The 16,167-nt window shown below is 70.8% G+C and carries 15 protein-coding genes; 8 read left to right on the top strand and 7 right to left on the bottom strand.

What is annotated here, in order from left to right:
- Positions 1-829: cell envelope integrity protein TolA (locus tag ABZU75_RS07345; RefSeq protein ID WP_355550488.1), on the top strand; the 829-nt coding region annotated here is incomplete at its 5' end.
- 659 nt (positions 830-1,488) lie between these two features.
- Here the strand turns inward: ABZU75_RS07345 and ABZU75_RS07340 are convergent.
- On the bottom strand, positions 1,489-2,481 hold the full coding sequence (locus ABZU75_RS07340) for an endonuclease/exonuclease/phosphatase family protein (RefSeq protein ID WP_355550486.1): 993 nt from the start codon (positions 2,479-2,481) through the stop codon (positions 1,489-1,491).
- 88 nt (positions 2,482-2,569) lie between these two features.
- On the opposite strand from ABZU75_RS07340, the gene ABZU75_RS07335 reads away from it, so the two are divergent.
- Complete coding sequence (locus ABZU75_RS07335) at positions 2,570-3,418, top strand: NAD(P)H-binding protein (protein WP_355550484.1); 849 nt, start codon at positions 2,570-2,572, stop codon at positions 3,416-3,418.
- A 136-nt stretch (positions 3,419-3,554) separates the two neighbouring features.
- Positions 3,555-4,412, top strand: a complete 858-nt coding sequence (locus ABZU75_RS07330; protein WP_355550482.1) for an NAD-dependent protein deacetylase — start codon at positions 3,555-3,557, stop codon at positions 4,410-4,412.
- Between the two features lie 111 nt (positions 4,413-4,523).
- Here the strand turns inward: ABZU75_RS07330 and ABZU75_RS07325 are convergent, their stop codons facing one another.
- On the bottom strand, positions 4,524-5,213 hold the full coding sequence (locus ABZU75_RS07325; protein WP_355550480.1) for an HAD hydrolase-like protein: 690 nt from the start codon (positions 5,211-5,213) through the stop codon (positions 4,524-4,526).
- A 744-nt stretch (positions 5,214-5,957) separates the two neighbouring features.
- On the opposite strand from ABZU75_RS07325, the gene ABZU75_RS07320 reads away from it, so the two are divergent.
- Positions 5,958-6,485 (top strand): hypothetical protein, encoded by a 528-nt coding sequence (locus tag ABZU75_RS07320; protein ID WP_355550478.1) that lies wholly within the window; start codon positions 5,958-5,960, stop codon positions 6,483-6,485.
- An 18-nt stretch (positions 6,486-6,503) separates the two neighbouring features.
- A complete protein-coding gene (locus ABZU75_RS07315) occupies positions 6,504-7,523 on the top strand; it encodes a peptidase (protein WP_355550476.1) in 1,020 nt (339 codons plus the stop codon).
- Positions 7,524-7,597: 74 nt separating this feature from the next.
- On the opposite strand, the gene ABZU75_RS07310 is transcribed toward ABZU75_RS07315, so the two are convergent.
- Entirely contained in the window at positions 7,598-11,089 is a 3,492-nt protein-coding gene (locus ABZU75_RS07310) for an indolepyruvate ferredoxin oxidoreductase family protein (RefSeq protein WP_355550474.1), read from the bottom strand.
- 135 nt (positions 11,090-11,224) lie between these two features.
- Here ABZU75_RS07310 and ABZU75_RS07305 point away from each other — a divergent pair, with 135 nt between their 5' ends.
- On the top strand, positions 11,225-11,728 hold the full coding sequence (locus tag ABZU75_RS07305) for an Lrp/AsnC family transcriptional regulator (protein WP_355550472.1): 504 nt from the start codon (positions 11,225-11,227) through the stop codon (positions 11,726-11,728).
- Between the two features lie 48 nt (positions 11,729-11,776).
- On the opposite strand, the gene ABZU75_RS07300 is transcribed toward ABZU75_RS07305, so the two are convergent.
- The 3 genes from ABZU75_RS07300 to ABZU75_RS07290 form a co-directional block, all read right to left on the bottom strand.
- Entirely contained in the window at positions 11,777-12,421 is a 645-nt protein-coding gene (locus ABZU75_RS07300; protein WP_355550470.1) for a TetR/AcrR family transcriptional regulator, read from the bottom strand.
- Positions 12,422-12,750: 329 nt separating this feature from the next.
- Positions 12,751-13,371, bottom strand: coding sequence for a DinB family protein (locus ABZU75_RS07295; RefSeq protein WP_355550468.1), 621 nt, complete (start codon positions 13,369-13,371; stop codon positions 12,751-12,753).
- A gap of 32 nt (positions 13,372-13,403) precedes the next feature.
- A complete protein-coding gene (locus tag ABZU75_RS07290) occupies positions 13,404-13,757 on the bottom strand; it encodes a VOC family protein (protein WP_350916038.1) in 354 nt (117 codons plus the stop codon).
- Between the two features lie 74 nt (positions 13,758-13,831).
- On the opposite strand from ABZU75_RS07290, the gene ABZU75_RS07285 reads away from it, so the two are divergent.
- Entirely contained in the window at positions 13,832-14,881 is a 1,050-nt protein-coding gene (locus ABZU75_RS07285) for a sigma-70 family RNA polymerase sigma factor (RefSeq protein WP_355550466.1), read from the top strand.
- On the opposite strand, the gene ABZU75_RS07280 is transcribed toward ABZU75_RS07285, so the two are convergent.
- Positions 14,862-15,350 carry a GNAT family N-acetyltransferase gene (locus ABZU75_RS07280; protein ID WP_355550464.1) on the bottom strand — a complete coding sequence of 163 codons (489 nt, stop codon included), beginning with the start codon at positions 15,348-15,350 and terminating at the stop codon, positions 14,862-14,864. The genes ABZU75_RS07285 and ABZU75_RS07280 overlap by 20 nt on opposite strands.
- Before the next feature lie 224 nt (positions 15,351-15,574).
- Between ABZU75_RS07280 and ABZU75_RS07275 the strand changes: the two genes are divergently transcribed.
- Positions 15,575-16,150 (top strand): Chromate resistance protein ChrB, encoded by a 576-nt coding sequence (locus ABZU75_RS07275; protein WP_355550462.1) that lies wholly within the window; start codon positions 15,575-15,577, stop codon positions 16,148-16,150.
- Positions 16,151-16,167 lie beyond the last annotated feature (17 nt).

Genomic DNA, 16,167 nt, shown 5'->3' with positions numbered 1-16,167 from the left:
CGAAGCAGAGGCAGAGGCCAGGCAGAAGGCCGAAGCAGAAGCCCGCAACAGGGCCGAAGCAGAGGCAGAGGCCAGGCAGAAGGCCGAAGCAGAAGCCCGACAGAAGGCCGAAGCAGAGGCCCGCAACAGGGCCGAGGCAGAGGCAGAGGCCAGGCAGAAGGCCGAGGCAGAGGCCAGGCAGAAGGCCGAGGCAGAGGCCCGCAACAGGGCCGAAGCAGAGGCAGAGGCCAGGCAGAAGGCCGAAGCAGAAGCCCGACAGAAGGCCGAAGCAGAGGCCCGCAACAAGGCCGAAGCAGAGGCAGAGGCCAGGCAGAAGGCCGAAGCAGAAGCCCGACAGAAGGCCGAAGCAGAGGCCCGCAACAAGGCCGACGCCGACGCCCGCAACTGGGCAGCGGCACTCGCGGCGGCTCTCAACAAGGCCGAAGCAGAGGCAGAGGCCAGGCAGAAGGCCGAAGCAGAAGCCCGCAACAAGGCCGACGCCGACGCCGACGCCCGTAACAAGGCCGACGCCGACGCCCGTAACAAGGCCGACGCCGACGCCCGTAACAAGGCCGACGCCGACGCCCGCAGCAAGGCCGACGCCGACGCCCGGCAGAAAGCCGAGGCAGAAGCCCGTAACAAGGCCGACGCCGACGCCCGCAACTGGATACCGGTTCCCCCCAGGCCTCCAAACGGCGGCACCAGCCCTGAGGCCTTCGGCACCGCCCTCGGAAACAAGATCGCGGCCGCCGCTCAGGACAAGGCCGGCGCTGCCACCAACAAGGTCCCGACAATCAAGCAGCCTCTCGACTGCCGCACAGGTGGGGCGCCCGCTCCGCCTCAGCACTAGTACTGCTCTCGTTGATCGTTCCTGCGGTCCAAGCAAGAAGATCACAATAGAAGAGCCGCGGACATAATTGACGATGCGACCCGACCGCCGGATCTGGAGGGCCTGGCCGTCGGCGAAGTCGTCGAAGGAACCGAGAGCGGGCCGATCGTGTGGTCGGTGACGAATGACGAATGAGCGCACGCCTGTCACCATGCGTGGTGGCGATCGTGCGTTGGCTTCGGCACAAGCACCACCGCCTCGGATGGAACGACATCCGCCACCGGTTCTGTGACCGTGACTGGAGAATCGCCCACAACGGCATCGTGTTCGTCGGCGCCTTCAGTGTCGCCGTGACACGGTATCGCTGCCACGGCAGGAACATTCCACACCATGGACCCCGAGCCCGGCAACTGTCAGCAGTTGCCGAGCTCGGGGTCCAGACATGTAAAGAGCCCGGAGCGGGGCGTGATCCGGATCAGCGGGCGGCGACGCTGAGCGCCGCCTCCATCCACTACATGCGTGACGGCAGCCGCCGGGTGCACATCCTGCGCGTCCCGCACGACGGCGCGATCGACGTGACCATCACGCTGAACCACCGACACCCGGAACCACGGATGACGCCGGTCGGGACTACCCGACGGTGCGTGGCGAGTCGGCCGCCCCCTGCTCGCCTGTGTGCGTCAGAGCTTGATGCGGGCGGCGATCGGCAGGTGGTCGCTGCCGGTGGCGGGCAGGGTCCAGGTGCTGACGGGGGTCGCCGCGCGGGTCATGACATGGTCGATCCTGGCGACGGGGAAGGCGACGGGCCAGCTGAAGTCGAAGCCGTCCCGCGCCGGGATCAGGCGTGAGGTGAGGGGGGCCAGGCCCCGGTCGTCGAGGGTGCCGTTGAGATCGCCCAGCAGGATGACCCGCTCCAGCCTCTCCGCGGCGATGGCCCCGCCCAGCGCGACGGCGCTCTCGTCCCTCCGGCCGGAGCCGAAGCCGTCCGGCAGCCGGACGCGGAGCGAGGGAAGGTGGGCGACGTAGACGGCCACGTCGCCGTACGGGGTCCGCGCCGTGGCCCGCAACCCCCGACTCCAGTCGCCCTCGATGTCCTTCGGCCTGATGTCCACCGGCCGGGAGTCCGTGAGGGGATACCTGGACCAGAGCCCGACGGTGCCCACGACGGCGCGGTGGGGATGGTCCGGCGCGAGGGCGGCCCCGTAGACGGGCAGCGCCTCGGGGGTCACCTCCTCCAGGGCGACAAGATCCGCACCGGCTCCGGCCAGGGCCCGCGCGGTTCCGGCCGGGTCGGGGTTGTCGTCCGCGACGTTGTGCTGGAGCACCGTCAACTGGGACACCGCCAGATCGTGTGCCGCTCCCCGCTCGGCGGGCGGCAGCCGGCCGCCGAAGAGAGCGGCCCAGACCGTCACGGGGAGCAGCAGGGCCACCGCCGCGAGAGCCGAACGCCGCAGCAGCGCCAGAACCCCCAGCAAGGGAACCGCCAGGCCGACCCAGGGCAGGAACGTCTCCAGCAGGCTGCCGAGGTTGCCCACGGCGTTCGGCACGGCGTCGTGGAACATCAGCAGCCCGGCGACCAGCACGGCGAGCGACGCGAGGACCCGCCCGCGCGTCCACGGCGTCCCGGCCTTCCCGCCCGCGCTTCCGGGGAACGGCTGATGCTCGGTGGACAACGGTCCCATCCTCCCTGACTCCCTTGACCTGAACCAAAGTTGAAGTTGAAGACTGATCGCGGCATTCCCACTGACGAAGGAGATCATCATGATCCTGGTTACCGGGGCGACCGGCAAGGTCGGCGGCCAGGCCGTGGCCCAGTTCCTCGGCGCGGGCGCCGCCGTGCGCGCGCTGGCCCGCGATCCCGCGTCCGCCAGGCTCCCGGAGGGCGCCGAGGTGGTACGCGGCGACCTGGCCGACCCCGGCAGCCTGGACGCCGCCCTGGACGGGGTCGACTCGGTGTTCCTCGTCTGGCCGACCCTCGCGGCCGACCACGCGGCGCCCGCGACCATCGAGAGGATCACCGAGCACGCCCGCCGCGTCGTCTACCTCTCCGCGCGCGGCACGTCCGACGCCCCCGGCCAGGACCCGAACTCGATCCTCGGCTCCCACGCCCTCATCGAGGGGCTGATCGAGCGGTCCGGAGCGGAGTGGACGTTCCTGCGGCCCGGCGGGTTCGCCGCCAACACCCTGATGTGGGCCGCCCAGATCCTCCAGACCGGCGTCGTCCGCTGGGTGCACGGTGCGGCCACCAGGCCGCTGATCCACGAGCGCGACATCGCCGCCGCGGGGGTGAGCGTGCTCACCGGCACCGGCCACGCCGGGGCGAGGTACGTGCTGACCGGCCCCGAGGCGCTGACCCAGGTGGAGCAGGTGACCGCCATCGGCGAGGTGATCGGCCGGCCGACGCGCTGGGAGGAGCTCGCACCGGAGATCGCGCTGCGCGAGTTGCTCGACCAGGGCTGGCCGGCCGCCGCGGCGGAGGGAATCATCGACGGGCACGCGCGGATGGCGGCCACCCCGGAGTCGACCACCTCCACCGTGGAGGAACTCACCGGAGCACCGGCCACCCCGTTCCGCCGGTGGGTGGCCGACCACGCCGACGACTTCCGCTGACCGCCCCCGACCGGCACCACCGCGTCACAACCACTGTGGCCACGAGACAACCGTCCCGGCATCCCAGGAGGCGGGACAGCCCGACCGATGGCAGGCCCGATGCCGTGCGGTATCCGAGGTGGGTCAGTATGGGAGGGTGAGCGAGGATACGAGCGCGCTGGCGAAGCTGGTGGCCGCGGGCGGTGTCGTGGTGCTGAGCGGGGCCGGGATATCGACGGAGTCGGGAATTCCCGACTACCGGGGGCCGCTCGGCTCCCTGGTCCGGCACACCCCGATGACCTACCAGACGTTCACCGGCGACCCGGCCGCCAGGCGGCGCTACTGGGCGCGGAGCTACCTCGGGTGGCGGGCGATGACCGGGGCGAGGCCGAACAGCGGCCACCACGCGGTCGCGCGGCTCCAGCGGCGCGGCCTGGTGGCCGGCATCGTGACGCAGAACGTGGACGGCCTGCACCAGGCGGGCGGCGCCGAGGCGGTCGTCGAGCTGCACGGCAGCCTGCATCAGGTGATCTGCCTGGACTGCGGTGATTCGAGCCCGCGCGAGGAGCTGGATCATCGCCTGACGCTGGCGAACCCCCGGTTCGGTGCCCGGGCAGGCGCGATCAACCCGGACGGCGACGTCGAACTGGCGGACGAGGAGGTCGACGGGTTCCAGCTGGTCGGCTGCCGGGCGTGTGACCGGGGGGTGCTCAAGCCCGATGTCGTCTTCTTCGGGGAGACCGTCCCGCCGGAACGCGTCCGCGCGTGCTACGCCCTGGTGGAGCGAGCGCGCCTGCTGCTGGTGCTCGGATCGTCGCTGACGGTGATGTCCGGCCGCCGGTTCGTGCTGCACGCCGCGAAGCTCGGCATCCCCGTGGCGATCGTCAACCAGGGCCCGACCCGCGGCGACGGCTACGCGACGCTCGCCGTCGACGCCCCGCTGGGCACGGTCCTGCCGGAACTGGTCAGGCTCGTCGACGTGCGTGCCATGACCGCCGGTCCGCCCTCACGGTAGGGCGACCGCCTCTCGCCGGAGGCCGCGGCGCGCGGCCGTCCCGCGACCACGGGGAATCCGCGCACCACGCGCCATGGTCGGTCGCGCGGCCCGGCGACGGCCGGGACCGCCCTACGGCTCCGACGGCCCCAGGAGTGCCCGTACCACGGCGGCGGTGTCGGCGAGATCCTCCAGCACCAGCTCCGCACCGGCCTCCTTCAGGGCCTGGACGTCGCTGGAACCGGTGGCGACGGCCACCACCCTCGCCCCACCCTCAAGGCCGGCTAGAACGTCGTTCGGCGTATCCCCGACCAGCACCGTGTTCCGCGCGGTGAAGGACTCCTCGTACTTCCGCGCGGCACGCTGCTGCGCCAGGCCCACCAGCACCGCGCGGTCCTCGTGGTCCATCCCGTAGGCCCCCACCTCGAAGTCCACAAAACCCTCCAGCTCGAACGCCCTGAGCTTGCCGATCGCCAGCGGCTCCATGTTCCCGGTGAGCAGCGACTGGATCACGTCGGCCCGGCCCGCCAGCACGTCGAGCACCTCGCGCACCCCCGCCAGGACCCTGCCCCGCTGCGAGATCTCCGCCTCGTAGACGACGAACGCCTCGGCGAGGGCCGCGACGAAGGAGCTCAGCAGTTCCTCCGACACCTCGACGTCGTGCATCCGGAGCGTCTCCGCCGTGATCGCCCAGTCGGTCCGCCCCGCCATGGCCGCGACCCGCCGCATCGGCTGCCCGGTCACCACCTGGAACGCCTCGGCGTAGATGTCCCTGCCGACCCCGTCGATGCTGACCAGCGTGTGATCGATATCCCACAGCACAAGCGTTCTAAAAGAGCCCATCATCCGAGCCTAGCGAAGCGGGCACCTCCCCCGCCGGGGGCCTCTCCCGCCGGAAAACCACTGGAAGCCGGGATGCGTGACATCAGCCAGGCGGTCTGGTCGAGGTCGGTCAGCCGCTCACCTCGTCCACCGCTTGGCCGAGGACCTCGGCGGCTGCGAGCGCGGCGCGGGTGTGAGCAAAACGGATAGCAACCATAGGTATCCGCGCGGCCACTATATGCTTCCCCCTGTCAGGAGGGGCCGCCCTCGGGGGGACAGGCAAGGTCTCCGCCCGAGGGCGCCCCGGTCGCACCCGGGGAAGCCGTCCGGGGCACCCCCGTCCGGGACGACGGCCAATCGTCAAGGCCGATCAGTGCGGCACTCCCCCCGGCCGATCCTCGCGCACGGCCACTGTCGGGCGCACCGGGCCGGCCTCGATGCCCTCCACTCGGACCCGCGCCATCAACCCCAAGGCAACCATGAGCAACTGTTCGCCACAGGAAGTCGCCCACAGGTAAGGGTGCGCGGTCGTGGACCCATTGCCGAAGTCCGCGCCTTTCGGCATTTCATTGCCATGGAACGGTATTGCAGCGATTGCACGCGTCGCGCCTTTGATCTTGCGGAAACCGCGAAGAGTTATCGTCCGCTACGAGGCGTGCCGGTATGCCCGAGGGCTTGATTCCTTGGGTTAAGCGTCCGAGCTGCGCATCGCCTCTCACATCCGCTTGAACATTGGATCAGAAGATGCGTAAACCGCTTTTGGCGATCGCCGCAGCCGTCGGTCTCAGCCTTGTCGCAGCGACCGCTCTGCCCGCACTGGCCGTGGACACCACCGTCACGTTCTCGATCACGTCCGCCGGTCTCACGGTCAACGCGCCGGGGTCGGCGAGCCTCGGCTCGGTGGCATCCGGCGCCGCCAGCATCTCGGGGCAGCTCGGTTCCGTCACGGTCACCGACGAGCGCGCCACCCTGAACGGGTCCTGGACCGCGACCGTCACCGGCACCGACTTCACCACCGGCGCGGCCACGGGGCCCGAGACCATCCCGGACATCAACCTCAGCTACTCCCCCGGATCGGCCACCGCCACGACGGGCGAGGGGACCTTCACGCCCGGTCCCGGCGGCATCATCAACGTGCCGCGCACCGCGTTCACCGGCACCGACCTCGTCGGTAACAACACCGCCACCTGGAATCCGACGCTCACCGTGACGATTCCGGCCGCGACCGTCGCGGGAACGTACACCGGCACCGTCACCCATTCGGTCGCCTGACCACAGCCGGCGGCAATCGTGCGTCTTCGTACCGTCGTTGCGGGGCTGCTGGTGGCCGGGGCTCTCGCCCCGGCCGCCGGCACGCTCGACAGGTCCACGCCGGCGGCGGCCTCCTCGCCCGCGGGCGGCATCGGGATCCGCCTGCTCGAAGCACCGGTCGCCGCGCGAGCCAACGCGCGGGCCTGGACCTACATCATCGATCACCTTGCCCCGGGGTCCGTCATTCACCGGCGGGTCGAGGTGTTCAACACGACCGGCTCGCCCAAGCGGCTTTCGCTCTACACGGCCGCGGCACAGGTACGCGACCGGAAATTCCAGTTCGCCGCCGATCGCACCGCCAATGAGCTGTCCTCCTGGACCAGCATGGACCGGCATGAGGTGACCCTGGCCCCGCACGCCCGCTCGGCGGTCACCGCGACCATCGCCGTGCCGGGCAAGGCCGCCCCCGGAGAGCGCTACGCCGTGATCTGGGCTCAGGCGGCCAAGGCCGCGCCGCCCGGTGGAGGCGTCGCCGAGGTCAACCGCGTCGGTATCCGGATCTACCTGTCCGTCGGTCGTGGCAACCCACCGGCATCGGACTTCACCATCGACTCGCTGACGGCCCAACGGTCACCCACCGGTCAGCAGATCGTCCTGGCGCAGGTGCACAACACCGGAGGCCGCGCACTCGACCTGAGCGGCGACCTGAAACTGACCAACAACTCCGGAAGCCTGAGCGCCGGCCCGTTCAAGGTCCAAACGGGCACGACACTCGCTCCCGGCGACGCCGGATCCGTCACCGCCGCCCTCAACGAGCAGGTGCCCGACGGGCCGTGGCGTGCCCGGATCCGACTGGAAAGCGGGCTGACGAAACGTACCGCCGAGGCGACCATCCAGTTCCCCGCCGCAGGGACAGCACAAGCGGTCAAGGCGGAAATGGACACGAGCCAGTACCCCACGGTGGCGCTGGTCGGCGTCGTCCTCGCCGCACTCGCGGCGATCACGTTCCTGCTGATCCAGCGGAAACGCCGTTCGCGCCGGGAACCGAGCAACGCCTGAGACGTCCGCGGATCGGCCGGGAACGTCGACCACACCTCAATCGACGTTCCGCCTGCTCCTCCGCGACGTCGTGGTCAGCGCAGGAGCCGCAGCACCTGGTCGTCGAGCGGGACACCGAGTTCGCCGCGCCGCTCACGGTAGCGCTCGACGCCTGCCAGCTTGACCTCCTCGTAGCCGCGTACCAGCTCCGCGGCCTCGGCGGCCTGCACCGCGCGGTCGTAGCCGCCCGCGTCGAGGATCCGGGCCAGCTCGACGACCATGCCCCGGTAGTCGGCCGCCAGCGCGCGCTCAAGCCGGCGGACGTGCGCGAACCCGAACGGGTCCAGCGGCGTACCTCTCAGCACCCGCCCCTTGGCGAGCCCGCGCAGCACCGGCCGGAACCAGGGACCGAGCTTGAGCTTCCTGCTCATTCCCATCGACCGCAGCATCGGCGGGTGCAGGTTGTAGGTGACCTTCGTGGCCCCGGGGACCTGCCCGGCGACCGGGTCGGTGGCGGGGTCGGTGAGCAGGCGGGCCACCTCGTACTCGTCCTTGTAGGCCCAGAGCCGGTGCGCGCCACGGGCCACCGCCTCGCTGAAGGCCGTCGCCTCACCCACGGCCCGCTCAGCGGTCCACGCGGCCTCGACCAGGTCGACATAGCGCCGGGCCAGGTCCGCACCGGAGTGCGCCCGCAGCTCCACGGCCCGCAGGCCCGCCAGCCGGGCGGTCTCGCCCTCCAGCGACCGGCCGGCCAGGAACTCGGAGCCGTCCGGGCCACCACCGGCAACGGCCGGCCGCACCCCGTCACCCGAGACGGCCCGGGCGAACGCGGCCGGGTCGGCGACGCTGACCCGGCCCCAGCGGAAGGCGGCGGTGTTGAGGTCGGCCTTCACCCCGTTGAGCGCTATCGCCCGCTCGATGGCCCGCGCGGTCAGCGGCAGCGCACCGGCCTGGAACGCGGCCCCCACGACCAGCAGGTTCGCCACGTCCGTGGAGCCGAACAGCGCCTCGGCGGCGCCGAGCGCGTCCAGCTCGTGCAGCCTGGACGTCGAGTTCCGCAGGCGTGCGAGCATCGGCTCGGCGTCCGGGTAGCCGAGCCCGGCGTCGTAGACCATCTCCCCGGTCGGTGTCCGGCTCGTCGAGGCGATCGCGACGGTGCGGTCGGGGTTCGCCAGGGCCAGGTGCTTGGCGTCGGTGCCCACCAGCAGGTCGAACGCCAGCACGGTGTCGGCACCGGCGGTACTGACCCGGTTGGCCGGCTCACCGCCGTCGACCGAGATCCGCAGGTGCGACGTCACCGGGCCCGCCTTCTGCGACAGGCCGGTCTGGTCGAGGCCGACACTGCGCAGACCGTCGTGCAGGGCGGCGGTGGCCAGGACCGCGTTGACCGTCACGATGCCCGTGCCGCCGATCCCGGCCAGGAACACGTCGTACGTCGGGCTCGCCACCGGAATGACCGGATCCGCCACCTCGGGCGGCTCGGGTCGCGACCCACCGGGCGCGGATTTACCGGAGGGGTCGACCCGTACGGTGACGAAGGACGGGCAGTCGCCCTGCAGGCAGGTGTAGTCGGTGTTGCAGGAGGTCTGGTCGATCCTGGTCTTGCGGCCGAGCTCGGTCTCCACGGGCTGCACCGACAGGCAGTTGCTCTTCACCCCGCAGTCGCCGCACCCCTCGCAGACGCTCTCGTTGATGACGACCCGTTCGGTCCGCTCGGCGAGCCTGCCGCGCTTGCGGAGCCGCCTGGCCTCGGCCGCGCACTGCTGGTCGTAGATGAGCACGGTGACGCCCGGCACGTCGCGAAGGAGTCGCTGCGCCTCGTCGAGCCGGTCACGGTGCCAGACGAGCGTCCCCGGCGCGAACCGGGCCCGCCTGCCGTAGCCGCGGGGCGTCTCGGAGCAGACGATGATCCTGGCCACGCCCTCGGCGTGGAGCTTGCGCGTCAGCGCCGGAACGCTCAGGGCCCCCTGAGGGTCCTGCGCACCGGTCATCGCGACGACCTGGTTGTAGAGGATCTTGTAGGTGATGTTCACCCCGGCCGCCACGCACGCCTGCAGCGCCAGCTGGCCGGAGTGGAAGAACGTGCCGTCGCCGACGTTCTGGAAGATGTGCGGCACGTCGGTGAACTGCGACTGTCCCAGCCACTGAGTCCCCTCGCCGCCCATCTGGGTCAGCGACGTGACCCGCGCGCTCTCCCGGTCGGCGATCGTCACCATGGTGTGGCACCCGATGCCGCCGGCCCCCAGCGACCCTTCGGGAAGCACGGTCGACCGGTTGTGCGGGCAGCCGCTGCAGAAGTACGGGGTGCGGCTCGCCACCGGTGTCAGGGTGAGCGCCATCCGGGGTGCCCGTGGCGGCGGGGCGAGCTCGACCCGGTCGGCGAGCAGCCTGCGCAGCGGCCCGGTCAGCCGGTCGGCGTTCAGCAGTCCCCCGGCGGGCACCAGCGGCCGGCCGTCCGCGTCCCGCTTTCCCAGCACCGCCGGAGCGTCGGCCGAGCCGTACAGCAGGTCGCGCACCTGGCTCTCGACGAAGGAGGTCTTCTCCTCCACGACCAGGATCTGGCGGAGCCCGCGCGCGAACCGCCGCAGGGTGCCGGCCCCGAGCGGGTAGGGCATCCCGATCCGCATCAGCCGGATCCCGGCCCGCTCCAGATCCCGCTGGTCGAGACCCAGGTCGAGCAGGGCCTGGCGCACCGCGTCGTACGTCACGCCGGGTGCCGCGATCCCGAGCCAGGCGCCGGCGGGGTCGACCTCGACGACGTCCAGCGGGTTGGCGGCTCCGAACGCCTCGACCATCGCCCACCGGGGGCCGAACAGGTCGGCCTCGGCGAGCAGGCTGTCGGTCGGGGAGAGCATGGTGCGCTGCCGGTAGGTCCACGGCCGCCCCTCCCACTCGATCCCGGGAACCGCTATGTGCATGTCGGCGAAGTCGCGGTCGACCGTGAAGAGCCCGTCGGCCACCGCGGTGACCACCTTGACGCCGACCCAGCAGCCGGACGCCCGGGACAGGGCGATGCCGTACAGCCCGAGGGCGACCATCTCCTCGGCGTCGCGCGGGTACAGCACGGGCAGCCCCATCGCGGCCAGCGCGCGCTCGCTGACGCACGGCAGCGTGGACGACGACGAGCCCGGGTCGTCACCGGCGAGGGCCAGCACCCCGCCGCGCGGGTCGACACCGTACGTGGACGCGTGCCGGATCGCGTCGCCCGACCTGTCGACGCCGGGTCCCTTGCCGTACCAGAGACCCACCACGCCGTCGTGGGTACGCCGCTCGCCGGGCAGGGCGCTCTGGCTGCCCCAGACGGCGGTGGCGCCGAGCTCCTCGTTGAGACCGGGCAGCAGGCGCAGGTCGTCGGACCTCAGACCGGCGAGCGTCTTGTCGAGACCGGCCAGCGGGCTACCCTGGTATCCCGACACGAACGTGGCGGTGCGCAGACCGGCCCGCTCGTCGCGCGCACGCTGCTCGGCGATCAACCGGCCGACGGCCTGGACTCCCGTCAGCAGCACCGGGCCGGAACCCGGCCGGTAGCGATCGGCGAGGTCGATGCGGGCACCCGCCCCGACCACAGGATCGGCGGTCTGGGTCATGTGTGCCTCCTTCACCAGAGCTGACGCATATGTCGGTAAATTTGAGGTTAGAGTGGCTGCCACGTCAAGGTTCTGCAGAAATATTGAGCGTCCTGCTCAGTTAACACCCACCGCAAACGACGACAGGTGAGCACTGTGACCAGCATTGACCGGCTCGACGCGGAGCTGCTGACCGCCCTGTCCGAAGACCCCCGGGCCGGGACCAGCGAGCTCGCGGCCCGGCTGGGGGTCGCGCGGAACACGGTCCAGGCGCGCTACCAGCGGCTCGTCGAGTCGGGGGTGCTGACGGGCTTCAGCGCCCGCGTCGACCTGGAGCGCCTCGGCCTGCCGGTGACCGCGTTCCTGCACCTGCAGCTCGCCCAGGGCACTCTGGGCGAGGTCACCGACACGCTCGGGCGGCTGAGCCAGGTCCTTGAGGTCTGCATCACCACCGGCACCAGCGACCTCATGGTCCGGGTGGCCTCCCGCAGCCACGCCGAGCTGCAGTCGCTGATCCAGGAGGTCCTGGCGCTCCGCGGCGTCGTCCGGTCCACCACCGAGATCGCCCTGACGACCCCGGTGGAGTACCGCATCGGCCCGTTGCTGGCGACCCTGACCAGTGACCGGGGCCGCGGCCGCAGCGGCGACCAGCGCCGCTGACCGGCCGGCGCCCGGACGCCGCGGCGGTGCGCGGCACCGGTCCCGCTCTCAGTGCCGGGCCTCCTGAACGGACGGGCGGTGGGCGGCGAGGAAGGTGCGGACCCCGGCGTCGGCGTAGTGGTCGAGTTCGGCCTGGGTGTGCTGGGGAGCGCCGTGGAACATGGCCTTGTTCACCGGTATCCACAGCAGCAGGCCGACGAAGTGGTTGGCGGCCAGAAGCGGATCGTCGATCCGGAGCAGCCCCTGGTCCGCGAGCCGCTGGAACGTGGTGGCCAGGGTGGCCAGGACGCGCCCGAAGCCCTGCTCGTACCAGGCGGCACCCAGTTCCGGAAAACGGTCGGCATTGGCGATGATCAGGCGCCGCAGCTGGAGCACCTGCGGCCGCATGAGGGCGGTGAGAAACTCGCGGGCGAGCCTGCCCAGGCTCTCCTCCAGGGCCGCGCCGTCGACGGGAACGTCCGTCACCAGGCGAACGACGCCGTCGATCCGGCCGGTGGTCGCCAGGATGATCTCGGCGAACAGCTGTTCCTTGTCGGTGAAGTGCTTGTAAACGGTCTGCTTGGACACCGCGGCCAGTTTCGCGATGTCGTCCATGCTGGTGCCCGGGTACCCCTTGCTCAGGAATGCCTCGGTGGCCGCCTCCAGGATGGCCTGATGCTTGCGCGCCGACCGGCCCTGCTCGTTCGGTTCCATGCCGCCCCCTTCTCTCTAGAGTACTGGACAGTCCAGTTCCTTTATGGGTACTGTTCAGTCTAGTTACAGGCAGTACCATACTGTCTAGTTCTCTAAATTCCCCGGGCAGCAACGTACGCGGTGAAACTCCGCACCCTGGCCGACATCGACCCCGACCTGTTCACCACCTGGCTCCACGAGGCACGCGACCCGGAGCCGCCCACCAGGTGATACCCCGGGGCCACCGACGGCAACGATCACAAGTCGCGCGACGGGACCGGCGGCACGGCGAGCCGATCCCGACAGCGACGATCACAGGTTGCGCGACGGGGCCCGAGGGTACGGCGGACTCAGCCCTGGCCGGCCTCCCGCGCCACCTGCTCCAGCCGGTTCCGGTACTCCTCCCACCACGACCGGTCGCCCGGTGCCAGGTTGTCGTTCCCCTCCCGCACCCCGGCGGCCCCGTCGATGAGCTCCCGGACGATGTCGGCGTGCCCGGCGTGCCGCTGGATCTCGGCGGTCAGGTGAGCCAGGACCCGGTGCAGCGTCGGCTTGTTCTGCCCCTCGGCCCACCACGGCACGTGGCCGGTCTCGTCCAGCCGCAGCGCCTCGATGCTGGCGTCCGCGTGCGCCCACACCCGCCGGTACAGCCCGACGACGTACTCGCGGGACTCCTCGGCGGTGGCCCACATGTCCGCGTTGGGTTCCTCGGCCTCGGGGTCCATGTCCTCCAGGCGACCGGTGGGGCCGAACCAGGGCACCTTCTCCTCGAAGTGCCGCCCGAACACGTATCCCAGATAGAGCAACTCGACGCCGATCAGGTGTTTGACCAGCCCCAGCAGGTTGGTGCCGGTCGGCGTCATCGGGCGGCGGACGTCGTACTCCGAGAGCCCGTCGAGCTTCCACAGCAGCGCCTCACGGGCCTGCTGCAGGTACCGGTGCAGATCGGCTTTCAGCTCTGTTTCGGTCATGTCGACCTGTCCTCCTTGGTCGGTGGTGAATGTCAGGGGCTCAGCAGGCCGACGGGGTTGCCGTCGGGATCGATGAACACGGCTATCCGCCCCATCCCGGGCACGCTCTGCGGCTCCAGCCTCCGGCTGCCACCGAGCTTCTCCGCCCGCTCAAGGGCGGTGTCCACGTCGTCGACCGGGAAGTAGACGACGATCCCGGTGTAGGGGCTGTCCGGACCGGCCTGGCCGATCCCGCCCGCCGGTCGGCCGCCCTCCCCGCCCACCAGCGAGTAGGTCTCGTCCAGCACGTTCATCGGCCAGCCGAACATCTCCTGGTAGAAGTGTCGCGCTCGCGGTGCGTCGGGAGTGGAGATGTCGAACCAGCCGGGTACGGGATGGTGGGTCATGGGAATCCTCCTGGTGGATGCGGCCGTACTGCCGTCGAAGAGGAGACCTCCACCGTGAGGCAGAATCATCGCCTGTGAGCGAAGTTTCTTCCACACGGACCGAGGACCCCGACCTGGCGCGGGCACGCGACGGCGACAACGCCGCCTTCACCCGCCTCGTGGAGCCACTCCGCCGGGAGTTGCACGCCCACTGCTACCGCATGCTCGGCTCCACCCACGACGCCGACGACGCCCTGCAGGACGCCCTGCTGCGGGCGTGGCGAGGGCTCGCGCGCTTCGAGGGCCGTAGCTCGCTGCGCTCGTGGCTCTACACCGTGGCCACCCACACCTGCCTGGACACCGTCGAACGCCGCGGCAGGCGGGCGATGCCCGTCGACCTCGGCCCGTCCAGCGACCACGCCATGGTCGGCGAGGCCCCGCTCGCCGACGTCGCCTGGCTGGGCCCCTACCCCGACGCGGGCCTCGCCGAAGGGCCGGCCGCCCCGGACGCGCGCTACGAGCAGCGCGAAGCCGTCGAGCTGGCCTTCGTCGCCGCCCTGCAGCACCTGCCGGGCAACCAGCGGGCGGCGCTGCTGCTCTTCGAGGTCCTCGGCTTCTCCGCCGCCGAGATCGCCACCACGATGGACACCAGCGTCGCGTCGGTGAACAGTGCCCTGCAGCGAGCCCGCCGGATCGTCGCGGAGAAGGTCCCCTCCCGCAGCCAGCAGCGGACCCTGCGGAAGGTCGGCGACGCGCGCCTGCGAGAGATCGTCGCCGGGTACTCCTCCGCGTTGGAAAGCGGCGACGCCGACGCCCTGGTCGCGCTGCTGACCGAGGACGTCACCTGGTCGATGCCGCCGCTGGCGCACTGGTACCACGGCCTGGCAGCCGTCACCGACTTCGCCGTACGGGTCCCGATCACCGCCTGCCCGGACTGGCGGCACCTCCTGACCAGCGCGAACGGCCAGCCCACCGTGGCCTCCTACGTCTGGTACGACGACCTCGGCGCGTACCTCGCCTGGGCGCTCAACGTGCTGACCCTGCGCGGCGACCACATCTGTGAGATCACCTCGTTCATCGGCCCCGACCACTTCGTACCCTTCGGACTGCCCGCCTCGCTGCCCCTCAAAGAGCGCGATACATGACCTGCAACCCGACATAGCCCTTCGTCGGGTGCAGAAAACCCTCCGGCACCGTGCCCAGCACCTCGAAGCCGAGCGATCCGTACAGTTTCACCGCGTGCGCGTTGGTCTCCACGACCGCGTTGAACTGCATCGCGCGAAAACCGGCCGCCCGCGCCCACTCCAGCGTGTACGCGCAGAGCGCCCGGCCCACGCCCTGCCCGGAACGCGCTGGATCGACCATGTAGCTGGCGCTCGCGACATGCGAGCCGTTGCCCGACTGGTTGTTGTTCATCTTCGCCGTGCCCAGGACCTTCCCCGCGTCGTCGACGGCGACGACCGTACGGTTCGGCGGCGGCAACAGCCACCAGTCGCGCCCGGTGTCCCGCCCGAGGTCGGTCGGGTAGGTGAAGGTCTCACCGGCGGTGACGATCTCATGAAAGAACGGCCAGATGGCGGGCCAGTCCTCAGCGGTGGCTTCCCTGATCAGCATCCGCACATGGTGCCGGTTGGGACGCGGAGCCCGCCAACCCTTTTCGCCCGCACCTCGGGCAGGTGCACGACGGCGATCAAGCCGATCAGCACGATCGCCTTCGGGCTTGTCGATCGACAGCGAGGCGGTGTTGGTGGTGGTGGTGTCGCCGGAGGCGGAGCCGTAATCAGTTCTCAACTTGCGCAGTCGTGCAATTGTTGCGGATCTGTGCGTACATTCGTCTGGTGGATGGAGAGGCGCCGACGCAGTGGGTGGTGCTGGTCGCGCGCGTGCCACCGCAGTCGTCCCAGCACCGGGACGCGGTCCTTCGGGAGCTGCGCGATGTCGGCGCGCTCTCGCTGGATGAGGACATCTGGGCGGTGCCGGACACCCCCGTCTTCGCCGACGGCATACAGCGGGCGCTGGGGATAACCGATCTCGCCGAGGGCGAGGCCGCGATGTGGCGCGTCGGCGGACATGAGCGTGCCGACAGCGCCCGTTTCCGGATCATGTTCACCGCCGCCCGGGAGAGCGACTGGGCTGAATTCATAGCCGAGTGCGACAGGTTCGCGTCAGAGCTGGACAGGCTGGCACGCAAGGCCCGGTTCAGGCCGGCCGACCTGGAAGAACGAACAAGGAGGCTGGACGTACTGCGCAGCCGGCATCACGACCTGCAAACCCGGGACGCGTTCGGCGCGTCGGCTGCGGGCCAGGCCGCACGGCAGGTAACGCGGTGCGTGCGGCGACTGGAGGAGTGCCGGAGCCAGGCGGTCGCCTACCTGCGGGCTTCCAACGCCGACGCCGAAGGCGGGCGAGCATGACTCTGCGGCATCCGGCC

It is taken from the genome of Streptosporangium sp. NPDC005286 (assembly GCF_040607515.1).
Lineage (GTDB): Bacteria > Actinomycetota > Actinomycetes > Streptosporangiales > Streptosporangiaceae > Streptosporangium.
The sequence above is the reverse complement of the archived record's forward strand: the minus strand, read 5'-3'. Positions and strand labels throughout refer to the sequence as shown.